The 20,379-nt window shown below is 67.1% G+C and carries 15 protein-coding genes; 8 read left to right on the top strand and 7 right to left on the bottom strand.

Annotated features, from left to right (window positions below):
- Positions 1 to 196 precede the first annotated feature (196 nt).
- The 3 genes from gshA to BLV15_RS01620 all read right to left on the bottom strand — a co-directional run bounded on the left by gshA (position 197) and on the right by BLV15_RS01620 (position 4,621).
- On the bottom strand, positions 197 to 1,789 hold the full coding sequence (gene gshA, locus BLV15_RS01630) for a glutamate--cysteine ligase (protein WP_090224047.1): 1,593 nt from the start codon (positions 1,787 to 1,789) through the stop codon (positions 197 to 199).
- Positions 1,790 to 1,913: 124 nt separating this feature from the next.
- Positions 1,914 to 2,303 (bottom strand): PaaI family thioesterase, encoded by a 390-nt coding sequence (locus BLV15_RS01625; protein WP_090224045.1) that lies wholly within the window; start codon positions 2,301 to 2,303, stop codon positions 1,914 to 1,916.
- A 2-nt stretch (positions 2,304 to 2,305) separates the two neighbouring features.
- Complete coding sequence (locus tag BLV15_RS01620; protein WP_090224043.1) at positions 2,306 to 4,621, bottom strand: Tex family protein; 2,316 nt, start codon at positions 4,619 to 4,621, stop codon at positions 2,306 to 2,308.
- A gap of 231 nt (positions 4,622 to 4,852) precedes the next feature.
- Between BLV15_RS01620 and ompR the strand changes: the two genes are divergently transcribed.
- From ompR to BLV15_RS01600, 4 genes are all read left to right on the top strand, one after another.
- The gene (gene ompR, locus BLV15_RS01615) at positions 4,853 to 5,587 is read left to right on the top strand and encodes an osmolarity response regulator transcription factor OmpR (protein ID WP_090224042.1); all 735 of its coding nucleotides are present in this window, start codon (positions 4,853 to 4,855) and stop codon (positions 5,585 to 5,587) included.
- Between the two features lie 103 nt (positions 5,588 to 5,690).
- Positions 5,691 to 7,004: an ATP-binding protein gene (locus tag BLV15_RS01610; RefSeq protein ID WP_090224040.1), complete on the top strand. Its 1,314-nt coding sequence runs from the start codon at positions 5,691 to 5,693 to the stop codon at positions 7,002 to 7,004.
- A 197-nt stretch (positions 7,005 to 7,201) separates the two neighbouring features.
- On the top strand, positions 7,202 to 10,615 hold the full coding sequence (locus tag BLV15_RS01605) for an EAL domain-containing protein (RefSeq protein WP_090224038.1): 3,414 nt from the start codon (positions 7,202 to 7,204) through the stop codon (positions 10,613 to 10,615).
- A 104-nt stretch (positions 10,616 to 10,719) separates the two neighbouring features.
- The gene (locus BLV15_RS01600) at positions 10,720 to 11,457 is read left to right on the top strand and encodes a SapC family protein (protein WP_090224036.1); all 738 of its coding nucleotides are present in this window, start codon (positions 10,720 to 10,722) and stop codon (positions 11,455 to 11,457) included.
- A 308-nt stretch (positions 11,458 to 11,765) separates the two neighbouring features.
- Here BLV15_RS01600 and BLV15_RS01595 read toward each other — a convergent pair whose 3' ends face one another.
- Positions 11,766 to 12,485 (bottom strand): 16S rRNA (uracil(1498)-N(3))-methyltransferase, encoded by a 720-nt coding sequence (locus tag BLV15_RS01595; protein WP_090224034.1) that lies wholly within the window; start codon positions 12,483 to 12,485, stop codon positions 11,766 to 11,768.
- Between the two features lie 411 nt (positions 12,486 to 12,896).
- On the bottom strand, positions 12,897 to 14,303 hold the full coding sequence (locus BLV15_RS01590; RefSeq protein WP_090224032.1) for an adenosylmethionine--8-amino-7-oxononanoate transaminase: 1,407 nt from the start codon (positions 14,301 to 14,303) through the stop codon (positions 12,897 to 12,899).
- Between the two features lie 181 nt (positions 14,304 to 14,484).
- Between BLV15_RS01590 and BLV15_RS01585 the strand changes: the two genes are divergently transcribed.
- Both BLV15_RS01585 and BLV15_RS01580 read left to right on the top strand, forming a co-directional pair.
- Positions 14,485 to 15,042 (top strand): cytochrome b, encoded by a 558-nt coding sequence (locus tag BLV15_RS01585; protein WP_090224031.1) that lies wholly within the window; start codon positions 14,485 to 14,487, stop codon positions 15,040 to 15,042.
- Between the two features lie 22 nt (positions 15,043 to 15,064).
- Complete coding sequence (locus BLV15_RS01580; protein WP_090224029.1) at positions 15,065 to 15,655, top strand: YceI family protein; 591 nt, start codon at positions 15,065 to 15,067, stop codon at positions 15,653 to 15,655.
- 427 nt (positions 15,656 to 16,082) lie between these two features.
- On the opposite strand, the gene rhlE2 is transcribed toward BLV15_RS01580, so the two are convergent.
- Both rhlE2 and aphA read right to left on the bottom strand, forming a co-directional pair.
- Entirely contained in the window at positions 16,083 to 17,867 is a 1,785-nt protein-coding gene (rhlE2, locus tag BLV15_RS01575; protein WP_090224027.1) for an RNA helicase RhlE2, read from the bottom strand.
- 257 nt (positions 17,868 to 18,124) lie between these two features.
- The gene (gene aphA, locus BLV15_RS01570; RefSeq protein WP_090224025.1) at positions 18,125 to 18,742 is read right to left on the bottom strand and encodes an acid phosphatase AphA; all 618 of its coding nucleotides are present in this window, start codon (positions 18,740 to 18,742) and stop codon (positions 18,125 to 18,127) included.
- Positions 18,743 to 19,193: 451 nt separating this feature from the next.
- Here aphA and BLV15_RS01565 point away from each other — a divergent pair, with 451 nt between their 5' ends.
- Both BLV15_RS01565 and BLV15_RS01560 read left to right on the top strand, forming a co-directional pair.
- A complete protein-coding gene (locus tag BLV15_RS01565; RefSeq protein WP_090224023.1) occupies positions 19,194 to 19,601 on the top strand; it encodes an ExbD/TolR family protein in 408 nt (135 codons plus the stop codon).
- Between the two features lie 3 nt (positions 19,602 to 19,604).
- Positions 19,605 to 20,378 (top strand): energy transducer TonB family protein, encoded by a 774-nt coding sequence (locus tag BLV15_RS01560; protein ID WP_090224021.1) that lies wholly within the window; start codon positions 19,605 to 19,607, stop codon positions 20,376 to 20,378.
- Position 20,379: the final 1 nt, after the last annotated feature.

Here is a 20,379-nt window from a genome sequence, read left to right as displayed (position 1 = left end):
ACCCGGGACGCGTTGCATCCGTCTTGCGGGGCTGGGCGGGGCTCCGCCCGGTGGGTTACGCGGCGGGGGAGTCGGGGAGGGCTGAGATGTCGTGCGATGCCGCTAACCCACCCTACGGTTCGTGCGGCCCGTGAGCGCCCACCCTACGGTCTGATCCACCCTGCTATGGGTGTCGTAGGGTGGACGCAGTCCGGCGTCAGTGGCTCAGGCCGAGGATGCTCGCCTGGTAGGCGCCGACGAAGGTGTCGAAGTCGCCCACCTGGGTCTGCTCCAGTTCGGCCTGGTCGGCGATGGATTGGGCGGCCAGTTTCTCGAAGCGCGCCTGCTCTTGCGCATTCAGCGGATGGCTGCGGAAGTAGCCGTCATGCTCGCGCGACAGGCGCAGGGCGAAGGCCGAGAAGCTTTCCTGGCGCTCGCGCATTTCGCGCAGCACCCGCGCCGACGGCGTCGAGTCAGGGTCGGCGACCTTGCCGCGCTGCGCCTGCAGCGACTGGCGATGCTCGTCGCTGCCGCTGGCCGCGTCGAGCAGTTCGGCGATCGCCTCGAAGCGTTGCAGCAAGTCGTTCGCCCAGGTCTTCAGCTCGACCGGCTGGTCGTCTTCGCCGCGCAGCAGCAGGCCCGGGCGCCGGCCCTGCTTGACCACCGTGAGGAAGTTGTCGGTGCAGCCCTGGCAGTGGCTGCCATCCAGCGGCGGGCTGTCTTCCAGCGCGCAGAACAGCAGGAACACGTCGAGGAAGCGCGCTTCGGCGAGGTCGATGCCCAGCGGCAGGAACGGGTTGATGTCCAGGCAGCGCACTTCGACGTACTGCACGCCGCGGGCGCTGAGCGCCTGGATCGGTCGTTCGCCGGTGTAGGTCACCCGTTTCGGGCGGATCGTCGAGTAGTACTCGTTTTCGATCTGCAGGATGTTGGTGTTCAGCTGCAGCCACTCGCCATCGCGTTTGGTGCCGACCTCGGCGTACGGCGGGTAGGGCGTCGCCACTGCGGTGCGCAGGCTCTCGATGTAGCTGGGCAGGTCGTTGTAGCAGGGCGTCAGACCGGACTGGGCGCTGCTCTGGTAGCCCAGGTCGCTCATCCGCAGGCTGGTCGCCCAGGGCAGGTAAAGGGTGTCGTCGTCGAAGCGTTCCAGGGCGTGCGGGCGGCCGCGGAGGAAGTTCGCGTCCAGCGCCGGCGAGGCGCCGAACAGGTACATCAGCAGCCAGCTGTAGCGGCGGAAGTTGCGCGCCAGGGCGATGTAGCGCGCCGACTGGTAGTCGCGCGCGCTGCGCGTGTCGCCGGGCACTTCGTCGGCCTGCAGCAGCGGCCAGACCTCGTCGGCCAGGGAGAAGTTGTAGTGAATTCCGGCGATGCACTGCATGGTCTTGCCGTAACGCAGCGCCAGCCCCTTGCGGTAGACGTGCTTGAGGCGGCCGATCAGCGAGTTGCCGTATTCGGCGATGGGAATCTGCGCCTCTTCCGGCAGCGCGCCGGGCATCGACGGGCTCCACAGGTATTCGCCATCGAGCTGGCTGGCGGCGAAGCGATGGATCGCGTCGAGGTCGGCGAGGGTCGCGCGGGGGTCGGGCTCGGCCGGGGTGATGAACTCCAGCAGCGCCTCGGAATAGTCGGTGGTGATCTGCGGATGGGTCAGCGCCGAGCCCAGCGCGGCCGGATGCCCGGTCTTCGCCAGGCGTCCGTCGCGATCGACGCGCAGGGTCTCGCGTTCGATGCCATGCAGGCTGCGGGTGAGCAGCGACAGGTGGGCGGGCGCGCCTAGCAGGGCCAGGCGGCGGGTCAAAAGCTCGCTCAAGATTGCAATTCCTTCACGCGACGGTCGCCCCAATATGGGGGTGGGCCTTTCGCTCTACAAGGGGAGGAACGGTGACGTCGACGTCTGGCCGTGAAGTGGGGTGGCGGCGACCGGCGCCGCCGACTCAGAGGACGGCAAAGGTCGACTGCGCCTTGGCGATCAGTTTATCGCCCTGATGCACCTCGGCCTCGATCACCTGGGTGCGCTTTCCGGCATGCACCACCCAGGCGCGGCAGAGCACTTCGCCCTCGCTCACGCCGCGGATGTAGTTGATCTTGCTCTCCAGCGTCACCGCGGCGGCTTCGCCACCGAACAGGCTGTGGCTGGCCTGGCCCATGGCGGTGTCGATCAGCGAGAACAGCGCGCCGCCGTGGAGCATGCCGCGCACGTTGCTTAGGCCCTCGTGCATGCGCAGGCGCAGGCGCGCCTCGCCAGCCTCGGCCTTGATGATCTCCAGCCCGAGCAGGCGCCCGAAGGCGCTGCTGCTGCCCACCGCTTCGACTTGTCGGGTCATGCCTACTTCCTCAGTTGCTTGGCGTTGGCGAACAGCGCCGCCATCGCCGCGTTGGGCGCCGCGGCGGCCGCCTTGGGCTCGCTGCGCGTGGCCGGCGCCGGGCGACTGCCGCGCCCCTGGCCGCCGCGCGGACCGTCGACCTTCTCGCCCGGCGTGTCGCCCAGGCGCATGGACAGGCCGACGCGTTTGCGCGGGATGTCCACTTCCATCACCTTGACCTTGACCACGTCGCCGGCCTTGACCACCTCACGCGGGTCCTTGACGAACTTTTCCGCCAGCGCGCTGATGTGCACCAGCCCGTCCTGGTGCACGCCGATGTCGACGAACGCGCCGAAGTTGGTGACGTTGGTCACCACGCCCTCGAGCAGCATGCCCGGCTGCAGGTCGTTGAGGCTCTCGACGCCGTCCTGGAAGGTCGCGGTCTTGAACTCCGGGCGCGGGTCGCGGCCAGGCTTGTCCAGTTCCCGGAGGATGTCGGTGACGGTCGGCAGGCCGAAGAACTCGTCGGTGAAGGCTTTCGGGTCGAGGCGCTTGAGGAAGCTCGAATCGCCGATCAGCGAGCGGATGTCGCGGCCGGTGTCGGCGGCGATGCGCTGCACCAGCGGATAGGTTTCCGGGTGCACGGCCGAGGCGTCCAGCGGGTTGTCGCCGTTCATCACGCGGAGGAAGCCGGCGGCCAGCACGTAGGTCTTCTCGCCCAGGCGCGGGACCTTCTTCAGGTCGTCGCGGCTGGCGAAGGCGCCATGCGCGTCGCGGTGCGCGATGATGTTCTGCGCCAGCGTCGCGTTGAGCCCGGAGATCCGCGCCAGCAGGGCGGCGGAGGCGGTGTTCAGGTCGACGCCGACGGCGTTCACGCAGTCTTCCACCACCGCGTCCAGCGAGCGCGCCAGCTTGAGCTGGGAGACGTCGTGCTGGTACTGGCCGACGCCGATGGATTTCGGATCGATCTTCACCAGTTCGGCCAGCGGGTCCTGCAGGCGGCGGGCGATGGATACCGCGCCGCGCAGCGAGACGTCGAGGCCGGGGAATTCCTTGGCCGCCAGCTCCGAGGCGGAATACACCGAGGCGCCGGCCTCGCTGACCATCACCTTGGTCAGCTTGAGGCCCGGGACCTTGGCGATCAGGTCGCCAGCGAGCTTGTCGGTCTCGCGGCTGGCGGTGCCGTTGCCGATCGCGATCAGGTCGACGCCATGCTTGGCGCAGAGCCTGGCGAGCACGGCGAGGGTGCCGTCCCAGTCGTTCTTCGGCGCGTGCGGGTAGACGGTGGCGGTATCCAGGACCTTGCCGGTGGCATCGACCACGGCGACCTTGCAGCCGGTGCGCAGGCCCGGATCGAGCCCGAGGGTGGCGCGCGGGCCGGCCGGGGCGGCCAGCAGCAGGTCGTGCAGGTTGCGCGCGAAGACGCTGATCGCCTCGTCCTCGGCGGCGTCGCGCAGCTCGCCGAAGAGGTCGGTCTCCAGGTGCGTATAGAGCTTGACCTTCCAGGTCCAGCGCACCACTTCGGCCAGCCATTTGTCGGCCGCGCGGCCTTGGTTGGCGATGCCGAAGCGCTCGCCGATCATCACTTCTCCCGGGTGCATGCTGCCGGGCAGCTCCTCGCCGACCTTCAGCGCGGCGCTCAGCACGCCTTCGTTGCGCCCGCGGAAGATCGCCAGGGCGCGGTGCGACGGCACGCTCCGGAAGGGTTCGTCGTGTTCGAAATAGTCGCTGAACTTGGCGCCTTCGGTTTCCTTGCCGGGCACCAGGCGCGCGGCGAGGGTGGCGTTGTCCTTGAGGAAGCCGCGCAGTTTCGCCAGCAGGTCGGCGTCCTCGGCGAAGCGTTCCATGAGGATGTACTTGGCGCCCTCGAGCACCGCCTTGACGTCGGCGAAACCCTTTTCGGCGTCGACGAAGCGCGCGGCTTCGGCTTCCGGGTCGCGGGTCGGGTCGCCGAACAGGCCATCGGCGAGTTCGCCGAGGCCGGCTTCCAGGGCGATCTGGCCCTTGGTGCGGCGCTTCTGCTTGTAGGGCAGGTAGAGGTCTTCCAGGCGCGTCTTGGTCTCGGCCAGGTTGATCTCGCGGGTCAGTTCCGGCGTCAGCTTGCCCTGTTCCTCGATGCTGGCGAGGATCGCCGCGCGGCGCTCGTCCAGCTCGCGCAGATAGCGCAGGCGTTCTTCCAGATGGCGCAGCTGGGTGTCGTCCAGGCTGCCGGTGACTTCCTTGCGGTAGCGGGCGATGAAGGGCACGGTGGAGCCCTCGTCGAGCAGAGCCACGGCGGCGGCGACCTGTTGCGGGCGCACGCCCAGCTCGTTGGCGATGCGGGTACTGATGCTGTCCATGAACCACCTGAATCAGACAAGAAGAGCAGGCCGTGCCTGCGCGAAAGGCCGGCATTATAAACACGAGCGGCGCCCGCGAACGGCAGGTGGCGGACAGGCGACGACACGCCGTGGCCGGCCTGTGACGTGCGCCAGCGCCGCCAGACAGCGAAAAATCTGCTAACAATGGCTGACGTTCCCGCGTCTCGCGACTACGCCATAATGCCGCCCGGATGGATTTTTGGAGATTCCATGAACAGCACTGCCCCTGCCGCCGAAGGCGAAAAGATCCTCATCGTCGACGACGATCCCGGCCTGCGCCGCCTGCTCGAACGCTTCCTCACCGAGCAGGGCTACCGCGCACGCGCCGTGGAGAACGTCGAGCAGATGGATCGCCTGCTCGGCCGCGAGCTGTTCCAACTGGTGGTGCTCGACCTCATGTTGCCCGGCGAGGACGGCCTGTCCGCCTGCCGCCGGCTGCGCGAGTCGAACAACCAGGTGCCGATCATCATGCTCACCGCCAAGGGCGACGAGAGCAGCCGCATCCAGGGCCTGGAGCAGGGCGCCGACGACTACCTGGCCAAACCTTTCAACCCGCGCGAGCTGATGGCGCGGATCAAGGCCGTGCTGCGCCGCCAGGTGCCGCTGGTGCCGGGCGCGCCGGGCAGCGAAGAGGAAACCGTGACCTTCGGCGACTACGAACTGTCGCTGGCGACCCGCGAACTCAAGCGCGGCGACGAGGTGCACATGCTCACCACCGGCGAGTTCGCCGTGCTCAAGGCGCTGGTCCAGCACGCTCGCGAACCGTTGACCCGCGACAAGCTGATGAACCTCGCCCGCGGCCGCGAATGGGACGCCCTGGAGCGCTCCATCGACGTGCAGATCTCCCGCCTGCGCCGGTTGATCGAGCCGGACCCGTCGAAGCCGCGCTATATCCAGACCGTCTGGGGCGTCGGCTACGTGTTCGTACCGGACGGCAACAAGTGATCGCCCGGCGGACGAGGCCCGCCTCGTCCGCCGCCCGGCCCTCCCGCTCGCGCGCCGAGCGACCCTTCCCGCGACCGGCGCTGCGCCGTTCTGGCTTCCCGTCATGAAAACCCCTGTCTGGTTCCCGCAAAGCTTCTTCGCCCGCACCCTCTGGCTGGTGCTCGTCGTCGTGCTGTTCTCCAAGGCGCTGACCCTGGTCTACCTGATGATGAACGAGGACATGCTGGTGGACCGGCAGTACAGCCATGGCGCGGCGCTGACCCTGCGCGCCTACTGGGCGGCGGATTCCGCCGATCGTCCGCGGATCGCCGATTCCGCCGGGCTGAAGATCGTCCCGCAGGAAATCCTCCCGCCGGGCGAGCAGCACTGGCCCTACAGCGAGGTGTTCCAGCGGCAGATGCAGGTCGAACTGGGCGCCGACACCGAAGTACGGGTGCGCGTGCAGAGCCCGCCGGCGTTGTGGGTGCGCGCGCCGGCGCTCGGTCCGGAGTGGATCAAGGTGCCGATGTACGCACATCCGCTGCGCGGCCAGCGCATCTGGAGCGTGCTCGGCTGGTTCCTCGGCATTGGCCTGCTGTCCACTGCCGCCGCGTGGATCTTCGTGCGCCAGCTCAACGCGCCGCTCAAGCGTCTGGTCGACGCCACCCGCCAGCTCGGCCAGGGCCGCAGCGTGCGCCTGCCGGTGGGCGATACGCCCAGCGAGATGACCGAGGTCTACCGCGCCTTCAACCAGATGGCCGAGGACGTCGAGCAGGCGGCGCGCGAGCGCGAGCTGATGCTCGCTGGCGTCTCGCATGACCTGCGCACGCCGCTGACCCGCCTGCGCCTGGCGCTGGAGCTGCTCGACAGCGACACCGAACTGACCGAAGACATGGTCCGCGACATCGAGGACATGAACGCCATCCTCGACCAGTTCCTCGCCTTCATCCGCGATGGCCGCGACGAGCCGGTGGAGCAGCTCGACCTTGGCGAGCTGGTCGCCGAAACGGTGGCGCCGTTCAACCAGAACGGCGAGCACGTGCGCCTGTGCCTGGAGCGGATACCGCCGTTCCCGCTGCGTCGCGTGTCGATCAAGCGTCTGCTGACCAACCTCATCGAGAACGCCCTCAACCACGGTGGCAACGGCGTCGAGGTCGCGGCCTACGTGGCCGACGACTTCACCGCGCCCTACGTGGTGCTCAGCGTGCTCGATCGCGGCGAAGGCATCGACGAGGCAGAACTGGGCGAGATCTTCAACCCGTTCATCCGCGGCGACCGGGCCCGCGGCGGGCGCGGCACCGGGCTGGGCCTGGCCATCGTCAAGCGCATCGCCGCGCTGCATGGCGGCAGCGTCGAGTTGCGCAACCGTGCCGGCGGCGGGCTGGAGGCGCGGGTTCGCCTGCCGCTGGGGCTGGTGCTGCCGCGCGACGCGGTCTAGCGGCGCGCGACGTACCGATGTCGCAGCCTTCAATCACGCCGCCGATACGGCGCAATTCTTGCTCTCTGGTTTGTCTGGACGGCTTCCGCGCCGCCCATTAGCCTAGGCCCCCGCTTTCTTCGCCACTCCCTCGAACCCGTTCCTGCCGCGCCGTGGTTCGGAGCCGCTTTGATACGGCATTTCCCCGACGAGGTCTCATGCCCGCCGCCCGATCCGACCGCCTGCCTGGCTGGACCCGCTGGTTGCCGCTGCCGTTGCTGCTGCTTTCCAGCGCCGCGGCGCTGGCCTGGAGCAGCCCCGACGCGTTGCCGCTGTGGTATCCGTCGCTGGCGCTGGGCCTGGTGTTCAGCCTCTGGTGGGGCGCGCGGGTACTGCCGCTGGTCTATCTCAACGGCGTGCTGGTGAGCGGTATCAGCCTCGGCGAATGGGCCTGGGCGCCGTTCCTGGCGATTCCGGAAACGCTCTGTTGCGGGCTGGGCTGGCTGCTGCTGAGCGGTCGGCCGTTCGACCCCGCGCTGCGCGGCCCGCGCAACTGGGCGCAGTTTCTTGGCCTGGGCGTGGTGCTGCCGCTGATCGTCGCGACCTTCGTCAGTGGCCACCAGGAGGCGCTGACGACCTTCCTGTGGCAGTCGATCAAACCGTTCAAGGAAGGCCACTGGGCCGCCCGCGGGCTGCTCATGGTGGTGCTCGGCATTCCGCTGCTGGCCGGCCTCAGCCCCGCGCTGCGGCGCCGCGGCTGGCTGCGCGCGGCGGCGGTCGATGCGCTGCCGTCGTCGGCTTCGCCGGTTCCCGGAATGAGCGACAAGGCGCTGAAGGCGGTGCCGCTGGGCCTGACCATCGCCGACGCGCGGCACGCCGACCTGCCGTTGATCTACTGCAACCCGCAGTTCGAGCGGATGAGCGGCTATGCGCAAAGCGAGGTGCTCGGGCGGGATTTCCGCTTCCTCTGCGGCAACCACGGCCAGCAGGTGCAGATGCAGCAACTGCGCCGGGCGCTGCAGCGCGGTGAGCCCTGCCAGGTGGTGCTGCGCAACTTCCGCAAGGACGGCGCGGCGTTCTGGAACGAGCTGACCCTGGCGCCGATTCGCGATGCCGAAGGCGTCAGCCATTTTCTCGCGCTGCAGCAGGACGTGACGATCCGCGAACGGCTCTCCCGCGAGCTCGACGAACGCCGCGGTGAGTTGCTGCGCCAGGCTCACCTGCTGGCGCAGACCGAAGCCATCGCCGACATCGGCGGCTGGGTGCTGGAGTACCCGGACCTGCGCATGTTCTGGAGCGAGGGCTGCTTGCGCATCCTCGAAGTGGACGCCTTCGACGGCCCGCCGAGCTACCAGCGCGTGCTCGGGCTCTTCGATGCCGAGGGCCGCGAGCTGCTCAAGCAGACGATGGCCGGGCTGCTGGTCTCCGGCAACGATTTCGACCTGGAAACCCGCCTCGTCGGCGGCCGCGGCACGCCGCGCTGGGTGCGCATCAACGGCCTGGTGGAGCGCGACGGTACGCAGCTGGTGCGCATCTATGGCGCGATCCAGGACGTCAGCGCGCGGCGCCTCGCCGAGCAGCAGCTGCGCGAGCGCGACGAGTGGCTGCGGCTGTTCTTCGAGGCCCCGCTGATCGGCATGGCCATGCTCGGCCCGCAGCAGCAGTGGCGCGAAATGAACCTGCGCCTGTGCCAGATTCTCGGTCGCAGCCTCGAGGCGCTGCACGCGGCGCCGTGGAGCCAGGTAAGCCACCCGGACGACCTGGCCTACGAGGCGGTGCTGTTCGCCGAGCTGGTGTCTGGTGAGCGCGACGACTACGAGATGGAGAAACGTTTCCTTCGTCCCGACGGCAGCGTCGTCTTCACCCGCCTCAGCCTGCGCGCCGTGCGCGACGCCGAGGGCCACCTGCAGGCCTGCCTGGCGCTGCTGGCCGACATCACCGAGCGACGCGAGGCCGAGGCGCGCTACCAGACGCTGGTGGAGCACGCGCCCGAGGCGATCATGATGTTCGATGCGAAGAACGGCATCGTCGAGGTCAACGGCAACGCCTCGCGGCTCACCGGTTTGCCGCGCGAACAACTGCTCGGCCGCCAGCCGGTCGAGTTCAGCCCGCCGCAACAGGCCGACGGACGCGCCTCGCAGACGGTCGCGGTCGACCTGCTGCGGGCCGCACTCGCCGGCGAGGTGCCGGTGTTCGACTGGCTGATCCGTGACCGCGCCGGCCGCGTGCGGCCCTGCGAGGTGCGCCTGGTACGCCTGCCGGGCGGCGAACAGCCGCTGCTGCGCCTGAGCATCACCGATATTTCCGAACGCCAGCGCTACCAGCGCGAAATCGAGCGGCTGGCCTACAGCGACGAGCTAACCGGCCTGCCGAACCGCCGCCTGCTGCTGGATCGCCTGCAGCACGCGATGGACCGCGAACAGCGCGAGCAGCGCTTCGGCGCGCTGCTGTTCATCGACCTGGACCACTTCAAGACGGTCAACGACAGCCTCGGCCATCCGGTTGGCGATGCGCTGCTGCGCGAGGTCACCGCGCGCCTGGCGCGCTGCCTGCGCACCGAGGACACCCTGGCGCGGCTGGGCGGCGACGAGTTCGTGGTGCTGCTCGAAGGCCTCGCGGCGCAGCCGGAGGCGGCCGCCAAGTACGCCGCCGAAGTCGGCGAGAAGCTGCTCAGGTCCCTGGTGGAAACCTGCGTGGTGGACGGCCACGAGCTGTCGGCCAGCGCGAGCATCGGCATCGCCCTGCATCCCATCGGCGCGCAGCTCGCCACCGACGCGCTGAAGCAGGCGGACACCGCGATGTACCGGGCCAAGCTCGGCGGGCGCAATGCGCTGCACTTCTTCGCCCCCGAGATGCAGGATGCCATCGACAAGCGCCTGCAGCTGCAAAGCGAGCTGCGCCAGGCCATCGCGCGCCATCAGTTGCGTGTGGAGTACCAGCCGCAACTGGCGCTGGAGAGCGGCGAGGTCTGCGGGGTCGAAGCGCTGCTGCGCTGGAATCATCCCGAGCGCGGCGACATCGAGCCGGCCGCCTTCATCCCGCTGGCCGAGGAAACCGGGCTCGTCCAGGAACTCGACCAGTGGGTGCTGGAGCAGGCCTGCGCCACGCTGGCCGAGTGGCACCGGCGCTGGCCGCGCCTGGTCATGGCGGTCAACGTCAGCCCGCGTGAGCTGCGCCAGGCCGGCTTCGCGCAACGCGTCGGCGACTGCCTGCAGCGCCACGGGCTGGCCGGCTCGGCGCTGGAACTGGAGATCACCGAAGGCGTGCTGCTGGAGGATGCCGAACGTTGCATCGATGCCATGCAGGAGCTCAAGGCCCTCGGCGTGCGCTTCGCCATCGACGATTTCGGCACCGGCTATTCGTCGCTCACCTACCTCAAGCGGCTGCCGCTGGACCGGCTGAAGATCGACCGCAGCTTCCTCGATCTGAACGGCGAAGCCAGCGACCTGCTGCTGGTGGAAACCATCCTGCTGATCGCCGCCAACCTGCGGCTGGAGTGCGTCGCCGAGGGCATCGAAACGTCCAGCCAGCTGCAATTCCTCCGCGAGCACGGCTGCGCGCTGGGCCAGGGCTACCACTTCAGCCGGCCGCTGGTCGCCGAGCAGTTCGTGAACTGGATGGAGCGCAGGTAGGGCAGCGCGGCTTTCGCCTGCGGGAACCCTTGCTATGGTTAGGACCGTCAGAACCCTCAGGCGGGCGCTCCCGCCTCGACCGTCCACCGACCCAGGAGTCATTCATGACCACCCTGTTGCTCTACAAGGAAATCAAGGCGCTCAACCGCGAGGAACACCGCACGCTCAAGCTGCGGACCGCGCAGAATTGCGAATTCGCCGCCGCCACCCACCTGGTCCCGGTGGCCGGGCTGGAGTTCTTCCAGGCGGCGCGGCATTACCCGCTGGTGTTCATCGGCGAGGGCGACAAGGCCATGCCGATCGCCCTGCTGGGCCTCAAGGACGGCCATAACGGCTACGTCGACGGCGAGCATCAGTGGCAGGCCAACACCTACATCCCGGCCTTCGTCCGCCGCTACCCGTTCGTCATGGCGCAGGACGACGCCACCTTCACCGTCTGCTTCGACGCCGCCTACGACGGCTGGAACGAGGAAACCGGCCGCGAGCTGTTCGACGCCGAGGGGCGCAACAGCGAGTTCCTCGACGAGATGATCCAGTTCCTGCAGAACTTCACCGCCGAGATGGAGCGCACCCGCCTGTTCGTCGCCAAGCTCAACGAACTGCAGCTGCTTTCCAGCCGCACCCTGACGCTCACCCACGCCAGCGGCGAAACCTTCGTGCTCAGCGATTTCCAGGCGGTGGACGAGGCGAAGTTCCTCGGCCTCGCCGACGAGCAGGTGCTCGATCTGCACAGGTCCGGCTTCCTCGGCTGGATCTATGCGCACCTGATGTCGCTGGGCAACACCAACCAGCTGTTCGACGACTACCTGAAGAAGAAAGGCGGCGAAGTCGCCCGGCACTGAGCCGATGCCTGAAAAAGCCCCGCGATGCGGGGCTTTTTCGTGGGGGCCGTGGGGGAGTCGGGTGCTGGTGGGCTGAAGCCCACCCTACGGGAGTGCAGGCGCCAGCTTGCTGGCGATGCTTTTGGGCGCGTTGATCGCGAGCGAGCTCCTGCAGGGGCGTGCGTAGGGTGGGCTTCAGCCCACCACCCCGGCATCGACGAACCCCGGTGGGCTGAAGCCCCCATAGCGGACCGGAGTGGCCATATTGGCTTCGTAGGGCGGGTGCAACCCGCGTGATGAGCTTCCTTTATCAGCCGCGGATATCTCAGCTAGAAGTCGCCCCACAACTGCTGGGCCACGGCCAGCGCCACCACTGGCGCGGTTTCGGTGCGCAGCACGCGCGGGCCGAGCCGCGCGGGGTGGAAGCCGGCGCGGCTGGCGCTGGCGACTTCGTTGTCGTTGAGGCCGCCCTCGGGGCCGATGAGGAAGGCCAGGCTGGTCGGCTTGGCGTGGCTGCTCAGCGGCTCGGCGAAGGGATGCAGGACCAGTTTGAGGTCGGCCGGCGTCTGCTCCAGCCACTGCGCCAGCGGCAGCGGCGAATGGATCGTCGGCAGCCGCGAGCGGCCGCACTGCTCGCAGGCGCTGATCGCCACCTGGCGCCAGTGGGCCAGGCGCTTGTCGGCGCGCTCGTCCTTCAGGCGCACTTCGCAACGCTCGCTGAAGATCGGCGTGATCTCGGCGACCCCCAGCTCGGTGGCTTTCTGGATCGCCCAGTCCATCCGTTCGCCGCGCGACAGGCCCTGGCCGAGGTGCACGCGCAACGGAGATTCCGCTTGCCCCTCGACGCGCTCGTTCAGCTCGACGCGCACGCTTTTCTTGCCGACCTCCACCAGTTCGCCGAGGTACTCGAAGCCGCTGCCATCGAACAGCTGCACGGCGGCACCGGCGTTCAGCCGCAGCACGCGACCGAGGTAATGGGCCTGGGCCTCGGGCAGTTCGTGCTGGCCGAGGGCGAGCGGGGCGTCGATGAAGAAACGGGAGAGGCGCATGCGGGTCCAGCCGGCGAGGGGTGAGGCGCAATTCTACCGGCTTTGCCGGTGGCGGCGTGGGGCTTTGGTTTTGGTGCTTTGGTGCGCGCGGCGCACCCTACGGGCCTTGTGCGCAGCGCTGGCCGTGGTAGCGTCCGGTGGGTTACGCCGCACAGGCGTTTGGGGGAACCCGACCCCTCGCGGGCGCGGCTAACCCACCCTACGGTGTGTGCGAGGCGATTTCGTAGGGTGGATTGGCGGCATCGCTCGATACGCCGGCCTACTCCGATGCCGAAAGCCGCGTAACCCACCGGGCGGAGTTTCGCAGGGTGGGTCGCGCTTCAACGATCCAGCGGCGGTGTGACGGCGAATGAAAATAGCGTCATCCGCCCTGCGGCGCGGAGGCGGGTTCCGCCTGTCCTGTGGCCGGCTTCAGCCCGGATCGCGATGGTTCGGATGCAGGTCGCGGTTCACCGCCACGCTGACGTGCTTGCGCGTGGCGAGGTCGATGCCTTCGCTGGCGACTTCGGCGAGGAAGTCGATCTGCTCCGGGGTGATCACGTAGGGCGGCAGGAAGTACACCACGCTGCCCAGCGGGCGCAGCAGCGCGCCGCGTGACAGCCCATGCTGGTACACCGCCAGGCCGCGGCGCTCCTGCCACGGATAGGCGCTCTTGCTCGGCTTGTCCTGGACCATCTCGATGGCCAGGGCCATGCCGGTCTGGCGCACTTCGGCGACGTGCGGGTGGTCGGCGAGGTGCGCGGTGGCCTCGGCCATGCGCAGGGCGAGGGCGCGGTTGGCCTCGATCACCTTGTCTTCCTCGAAGATGTCCAGGGTCGCCAGCGCCGCCGCGCAGGCCAGCGGGTTGCCGGTGTAGCTGTGCGAGTGGAGGAAGGCGCGCAGGGTGTCGTATTCAGCGTAGAAGGCCTGGTAGATCGTGTCGGTGGTCAGGCAGGCGGCCAGCGGCAGGTAGCCGCCGGTGAGGGCCTTGGACAGGCAGAGGAAGTCCGGGCGGATGCCGGCCTGCTCGCAGGCGAACATCGTCCCGGTGCGGCCGAAGCCGACGGCGATCTCGTCGTGGATCAGGTGCACGCCATAGCGGTCGCAGGCCTCGCGCAGCAGCTTGAGGTACACCGGGTGGTACATGCGCATGCCGCCAGCGCCCTGGATCAACGGCTCGACGATCACTGCGGCGACCTCGTGGTGGTGCTCGGCGAGGGTGCGCTCCATGTGCGCGAACATCGCCCTCGAGTGTTCCTCCCAGCACATGCCCTCGGGGCGGAAGTAGCAGTCCGGGCTGGGTACCTTGAGGGTGTCCAGCAGCAGCGATTTGTAGGTCTCGGTGAACAGCGCGACATCGCCCACCGACATCGCCGCCACGGTTTCGCCGTGATAGCTGTTGGACAGGGTGACGAAGCGCTTCTTCTCCGGGCGGCCGACGTTGAGCCAGTAGTGGTAGCTCATCTTCAGCGCTACTTCGATGCACGAGGAGCCGTTGTCGGCGTAGAACACCCGGTCCAGCCCGGCGGGCGTCAGCCTGACCAGGCGCTCGGAGAGCTCGACCACCGGCTGGTGGCTGAAGCCGGCGAGGATCACGTGCTCGAGCTGGTCGACCTGGTCCTTGATGCGCTGATTGATCCTCGGGTTGGCGTGGCCGAACACGTTGACCCACCAGGAGCTGACCGCGTCCAGGTAGCGCTTGCCGTCGAAATCCTCGAGCCAGACGCCTTCGCCGCGACGGATCGGAATCACCGGCAGGCGCTCGTGATCCTTCATCTGCGTGCAGGGATGCCAGAGTACGGCGAGGTCGCGCTGCATCCAGTCGTGGTTCTGACTCATGGTCGCCTCCGAAAAAAGAGCGCGAAGACTAGCAGATCGGTCCGTCGATGGGCCGGACGATCGCCCTCTGAAAAATCTTGATATCTAATAGTTCGATATTTCGGAGCAGATTATTGCGCTTTTAAACCATTATCTTGAAGGTAATCTCTGCTCATTCTCCGACAGGCAAGGTCAGACAACGATGCAACTGCGCAACTCCCCCGCTCGCTATGGACTGGTCAGTGTGATCCTGCACTGGGGCGTGGCGCTGACCGTGTTCGGCATGTTCGGGCTGGGCATCTGGATGGTCGACCTCGGCTATTACGATGCGTGGCGCAAGGCCGGCCCGGACCTGCACAAGAGCATCGGCCTGGTGCTTCTGGCGGTGATGCTGCTGCGTATGGTCTGGCGTTTCGTCAGCCCGCCGCCGCCTCCCACGCCCAACCAGGGGCCGCGGACGCGCCTGGCCGCAAAGGCCGGCCACCTGTTCCTCTATGTCGTCCTGTTCGTCGTGATGATCGCCGGCTACCTGATTTCCACCGCCGACGGCGTGGGGATTCCGGTGTTTGGCCTGTTCGACGTACCGGCGCTGGTCAGCGGGCTGCCGAACCAGGCGGACGTTGCCGGCGATATCCACCTCTACCTCGCCTGGACCCTGGTGATCTTCGCCGGGCTGCATGGCCTGGCGGCGCTGAAACACCACTTCATCGACCGTGATGCCACCCTGGTGCGCATGCTCGGCCGCAAAGCCAAACCCTGATATTCACTGGAAGGAACTCCTCATGCTGAAGAAATCCCTGCTTTCCCTGGCCCTCGGTGGCGCACTGCTGGCCGGCAACGTCATGGCCGCCGACTACACCATCGACAAGGAAGGCCAGCACGCCTTCGTCGACTTCAAGGTCAGCCACCTCGGCTACAGCTACATCACCGGCACCTTCCGCGACTTCGACGGCACCTTCAGCTTCGATGCCGCCAAGCCGGAAGACGCCAAGATCAATGTCACCCTGAAGACCGCCAGCGTGTTCTCCAACCATGCCGAGCGTGACAAGCACGTCTCCAGCGGCGACTTCCTCAACGTGGCCAAATTCCCCGAAGCCACCTTCGTCTCCACCAGCGTCAAGCCCACCGGCAAGAACGCCGATGGCAAGCTGACCGCCGACGTGACCGGCGACCTGACCCTGCTCGGCGTGACCAAGTCGATCGTGATCAAGTCGACCTTCCTCGGCGAAGGCAAGGACCCATGGGGCGGGTACCGTGCCGGCTTCGAGGGTTCCACCACCATCAACCGCATGGACTTCGGCAAGATGATGGACCTCGGCCCGCAGTCCAACGCGGTCGAGCTGTATTTCACCTTCGAAGGTGTGCGCAAGTAAGCGATCCCGCACCAACGAAAACGCCGGCCCAGGGCCGGCGTTTTCGTTTCCGCCCCTCACACAGCCCGCCCTTGTAGGAGCCAGCTTGCTGGCGATGCTCTTGATCCTTCGAGCCCGCTGATCGCCAGCGTGCTGGCTCCTACAGATGGCGATTCGCTCCGGCTGTAGGGTGGGCTTCAGCCCACCGGTGTGGGTCAGGATCGAGGAGTATCGCGTGGGCTGAAGCCCACCCTACGGGGGATGTCGCCTACCGTAGATCCCCGTCTGATGCGTAGCTCGCACTCTTGCATAGGGCGGGTGCAACCCGCGGCTGTCATGCCGGCCATACGCGGTCTGTCCGCCAAGTGAAAACGAAAAACGCCGGCACAGGGCCGGCGTTCTTCGTTTGCCGCGCGACGCGCCAGGGCGCGTTGCGCAACGGAGGGCTTCAGCGGTTGCGCGTGAGCAACGCCGGCTTCTCGCCGCGCGGACGCTGCGGCAGTTGATCGAGCTGCTCGGGAGTCGGCAGGCGGTCGGCCTTCGATTCCTTGTGCACGATCAGCGGCTGCTTGTCGCGGGCGCCGCGAACGGCAGGCTCCTGGCGCGATTCGTCACGGTCGCGGCCGCCTTGCGGGCGGGCACGTTGGTCGTCGCGCTTCGGTCCCTTGCCACGGCCACCCTGGCCCTGGCCAGCCGCGCGCGGCTTGCCCTGACCGCCACCACCGGCCGGACGACCGCCGGCCGGTGCGCCCTGGCCGGGCTGCCCGTTGGCGGGGCGACGTCCGCGGTTCTGCGCCTTGCCCTGGTACGGGCTGACGTAGTCGGCGCGGTTGCCGAAGTTGTCCACGTCGTCGTCGAGGAACTCTTCCGGATCGCGGTTGGCCGGGATCTGCGGTGCGCGGGTCGGGCGTGCCGCCGCGTCGCCCTGGGCTTGCGCTTTCGGCTTGTCGCCGCCGCCGCGACGGTTGCGGCCCTTAGGCTGTTCCTTCTTCTCGCCGGACTCCGCCTTGCGCTCGCCGCGTTGCGGACGCGCATTGCGCGGCTGGCGCGGCTCGCGCACTTCGGGTTTTTCCGCCTCGATGGTGCTCGGGTCGAACCCCAGGGTGTCGCCGTCGGGAATGCGCTGCTTGGTCAGGCGTTCGATGCCCTTGAGCAGCTTCTCCTCGTCCGGCGCGACCAGCGAGATCGCCTCGCCGCTGCGCCCGGCACGGCCGGTACGGCCGATGCGGTGAACGTAGTCTTCCTCGACATTGGGCAGTTCGAAGTTGACCACGTGGGGCAACTGGTCGATGTCCAGGCCGCGGGCGGCGATGTCGGTGGCGACCAGGATGCGGATGGCGTTGGCCTTGAAGTCGGCCAGGGCCTTGGTGCGCGCGTTCTGGCTCTTGTTGCCGTGGATCGCCTGGGCCGGCAGGCCGTGCTTGTCGAGGTACTCGGCGAGACGGTTGGCGCCGTGCTTGGTGCGGGTGAAGACCAGCACCTGTTCCCAGGCGCCCTGGGTGATCAGGTGCGCCAGCAGCGCGCGCTTGTGGCTGGCCTGGACGCGGAACAGGCGCTGCTCGATGCGCTCCACCGTGGTGTTCGGCGGGGTGACCTCGATGCGCTCCGGGTTGTGCAGCAACTTGCCGGCGAGATCGGTGATGTCCTTGGAGAAGGTCGCCGAGAACAGCAGGTTCTGCCGCTGCGCGGGGAGCTTGGCGAGGACCTTCTTGACGTCATGGATGAAGCCCATGTCGAGCATGCGGTCGGCTTCGTCGAGGACCAGGATTTCCACGTGGGAAAGGTCGATGGCCTTCTGGTTCGCCAGGTCGAGCAAACGGCCCGGGCAGGCGACGAGCACGTCGACGCCCTTGGCCAGCGCCTGAACCTGCGGATTCATGCCGACGCCGCCGAAGATGCAGGCGCTGACGAAGGGCAGGTCACGGGCGTAGAGCTTGAAGCTGTCATGCACCTGGGCGGCGAGTTCGCGCGTCGGTGTCAGGACCAGTACGCGCGGCTGGCGCGGACCGTGGCGGTGGGCCTTGTCGGGGTGACCACCTGGAAACAGCAACTCGAGGACCGGAAGGGCGAATCCGCCCGTCTTACCGGTACCCGTCTGGGCGGCGACCATCAGGTCGCGACCTTGCAACACGGCGGGGATGGCCCGCTGTTGCACCGGAGTGGGCTGGGTGTAGCCGGCGGCTTCGACAGCGCGGGCTAAAGCCTCGGAGAGACCGAGGGAAGCAAAGGACATGGGGAATCCTGTCAGTTAGGGCTGGGCCGTAGGGCGATCTGCCTGGCTTGAATGCACGCGTTGTGGGGCGTGATCCCGTCCGGTCCTGCTGGCGAGTTGCCGAGCATCCGGGCGTAAGCCTGGCGGGAGCGCGGAGTATAACAGAGGCTGTCAACGCCGCAGTGCTGGGACAGTGTGTCAGGTCCGAGGTTCATCCGCCAGCCTCGGGCGCCAGGCGGGCACCGCCCAGTGGTGCCCGCCTGCAGCGCAGCGGCGCGTCAGTGGGTCGAGTCGATCAGCACTTCCTCGCCCAGCGCGCCGTTCACTGGTAGCGGCTGGTAGGTGGAGTTGCTCGCGCGCATCACGCGGATCGGCCGTGCACCGGCGGCGCGGGCCGAGGTGATGTCGGCATCCGAGTCGCCGTAATAGATGCCCAGGCCGCGGTCGTGGATGAAGCGGGTCTTCTCCGGGCCTGAGGTGAACACCACCGGCTGCATGTCGTGGATCGCGAAGGTCTGCTGCAGGATCGCGGTCAGTTGCTCACCTTCGGTATGCGGGCGACCGGTGATGAAGTAGAGGGTATCGCCGCGCTTCTGGTGCATGTCGATCAACGCCCTCGCCACGTCCTTGGGCAGCGAGTAGCGGTCGCAGCCAGCGTTGGTTTCGGTCCAGAAATTGGTGTTCTTCAGGTAATCGTCGGAGCCCGGCGAGTACTTCTGCTGGCCGTAATGAAAGCACGGGCTGGAGAACAGCACGGTGTCGTCGATATCGAAGCCCACCGCCATCGGCGCCTTGCCCTGAACACTGACGGCGACATCGGCAACGTCGATCCAGCGCACCTCGGGCTGTGTCTTGTGCGGCGCGCAGCCGACCAGCAGCAGTGAAAGAACAGTCATCAGAAAAAGGGTTGGGGTTCGCACAAGGACCTCGCGATCAATGAAATGAGCCTCTGCCGTGAGCAAGCTGCGTGCCGATAACGGTATCCGTCCGGATACGAAAGGCGTTCCGTGCACCCGTATACCTGACAGTGTTGTCAGATACATTGCGAGCGCCGTCATTTCGCTCTCGGCTTGTACTGAGCGGTCGCTATTGGTGCAGGCTTGATCATTGAATGATCATTTTCGGGCTTTTTTGAGCCTTCACGTTGCGGCGTTTGGCTGATTTTCAGTCCGAACTACCAACGAATTTTCTCCCTCAGCGCCCTTTAATCAAACTGTAACGCGCTGCTCCTATCGTATTCCTGACGCCGATGTCAGCTTTGGCATGCTCTGTGCTCTGGCTAATCGCAACGAAACGACGTGCCTGCCGATCGAGCGGCGCACACAGGAAACGGTGGAGTAATCAGCGATGCGTAGTTGGGAAGAGCCGAAGAAGAAGCGCCTGCATATCGAGATCATCCCGATGATCGACGTGATGATGTTCCTGCTGGTGTTCTTCGTACTGATCAGCCTGAACGTGATTCCGGCCCTGGGCATCAAGACCCAGTTGCCCGGCGCGGCCCATGCGCAGCAGTTGAAGCCGCAGAACAAGGCGGTGATCACCCTCGGCCTCGACGACCGCCTGCAGCTCGATGGCCAGGACCTCGCCGAAGACGCCCTGGTTGCCCAGCTGAAGACGCTGGAGAACACCAGCGAGAAGCTGGTGATCATCCTCAACAGCGATCAGGACGTGGAAGTCGGTCGGCTGGTGGCGGTCATGGATCTGCTCAAGAGCAATGGCTTCTCTTCCGTCTCGATCGCCACGCGAAAGCTGTAAGTCATGTCGATCTTTTTCAAATCCCGGAAAGCACTCGCCAGCCTGCCCGCCATTTGCCTGTTGGCGCTGGCCGTGCAGAGCGCGCTGAAGTCGGACCTGAAGATCACGCCCAAGTATGACGACAGCACCGTCGAGGTCGCGCTGATCGATCCGGCCGAACTGCTGCCGCCGCCTGAGCCGATTCCGGAGCCGTCGCCGCCGCCGGAGCCCGAACCGATACCCGAGCCGCCGCCGGAGCCCGACCCGGAGCCGGTGGTCGAGTTGCCCGAGCCGCCGCCGAAGCCCAAGCCCAAGCCGCCGGAGCCCAAACCGCAGCCGCCGAAGCCCAAGCCGCAAGTGGTGGCCAAGCCGGCGCCTACGCCGCCACCGCCCCAGCCGCAGGTGACCAAGGCAGCCGAACCCAAGCCTGCGCCCGCTCCGGTAGCGGCGCCGGCACCCGCACCACCTGCTGCGCCGACGGCAAATACCGCGTCGCTGGAAAGTAATTACATCGCCGGACTTCATTCGGAGTTAGAGAAATACAAGCAATACCCGCGGGGTCGAGAGGCTTCGCTACAAAGGCCGGTCGGCAATGTAGTTGTTTGGCTGCTTATTGATCGTGCCGGAAAAGTGCTTGATGCGGGAATCGAAAAGAAAGCCTCGAACATGCTGCTGAATAAGGCGGCTCAAACAAGTTTGAGGCGTATCGAGCAAGTAAGACCCTTTCCCCGGGATGTGTTCGAGGGCAAGGACAGGTACCGCTTCAGTGCGACTCTTGTATACAGCATAGAAAACTAAC

The sequence above is a fragment of the Pseudomonas kuykendallii genome, assembly GCF_900106975.1.
GTDB lineage: Bacteria > Pseudomonadota > Gammaproteobacteria > Pseudomonadales > Pseudomonadaceae > Pseudomonas_O > Pseudomonas_O kuykendallii.
The sequence above is the reverse complement of the archived record's forward strand: the minus strand, read 5'-3'. Positions and strand labels throughout refer to the sequence as shown.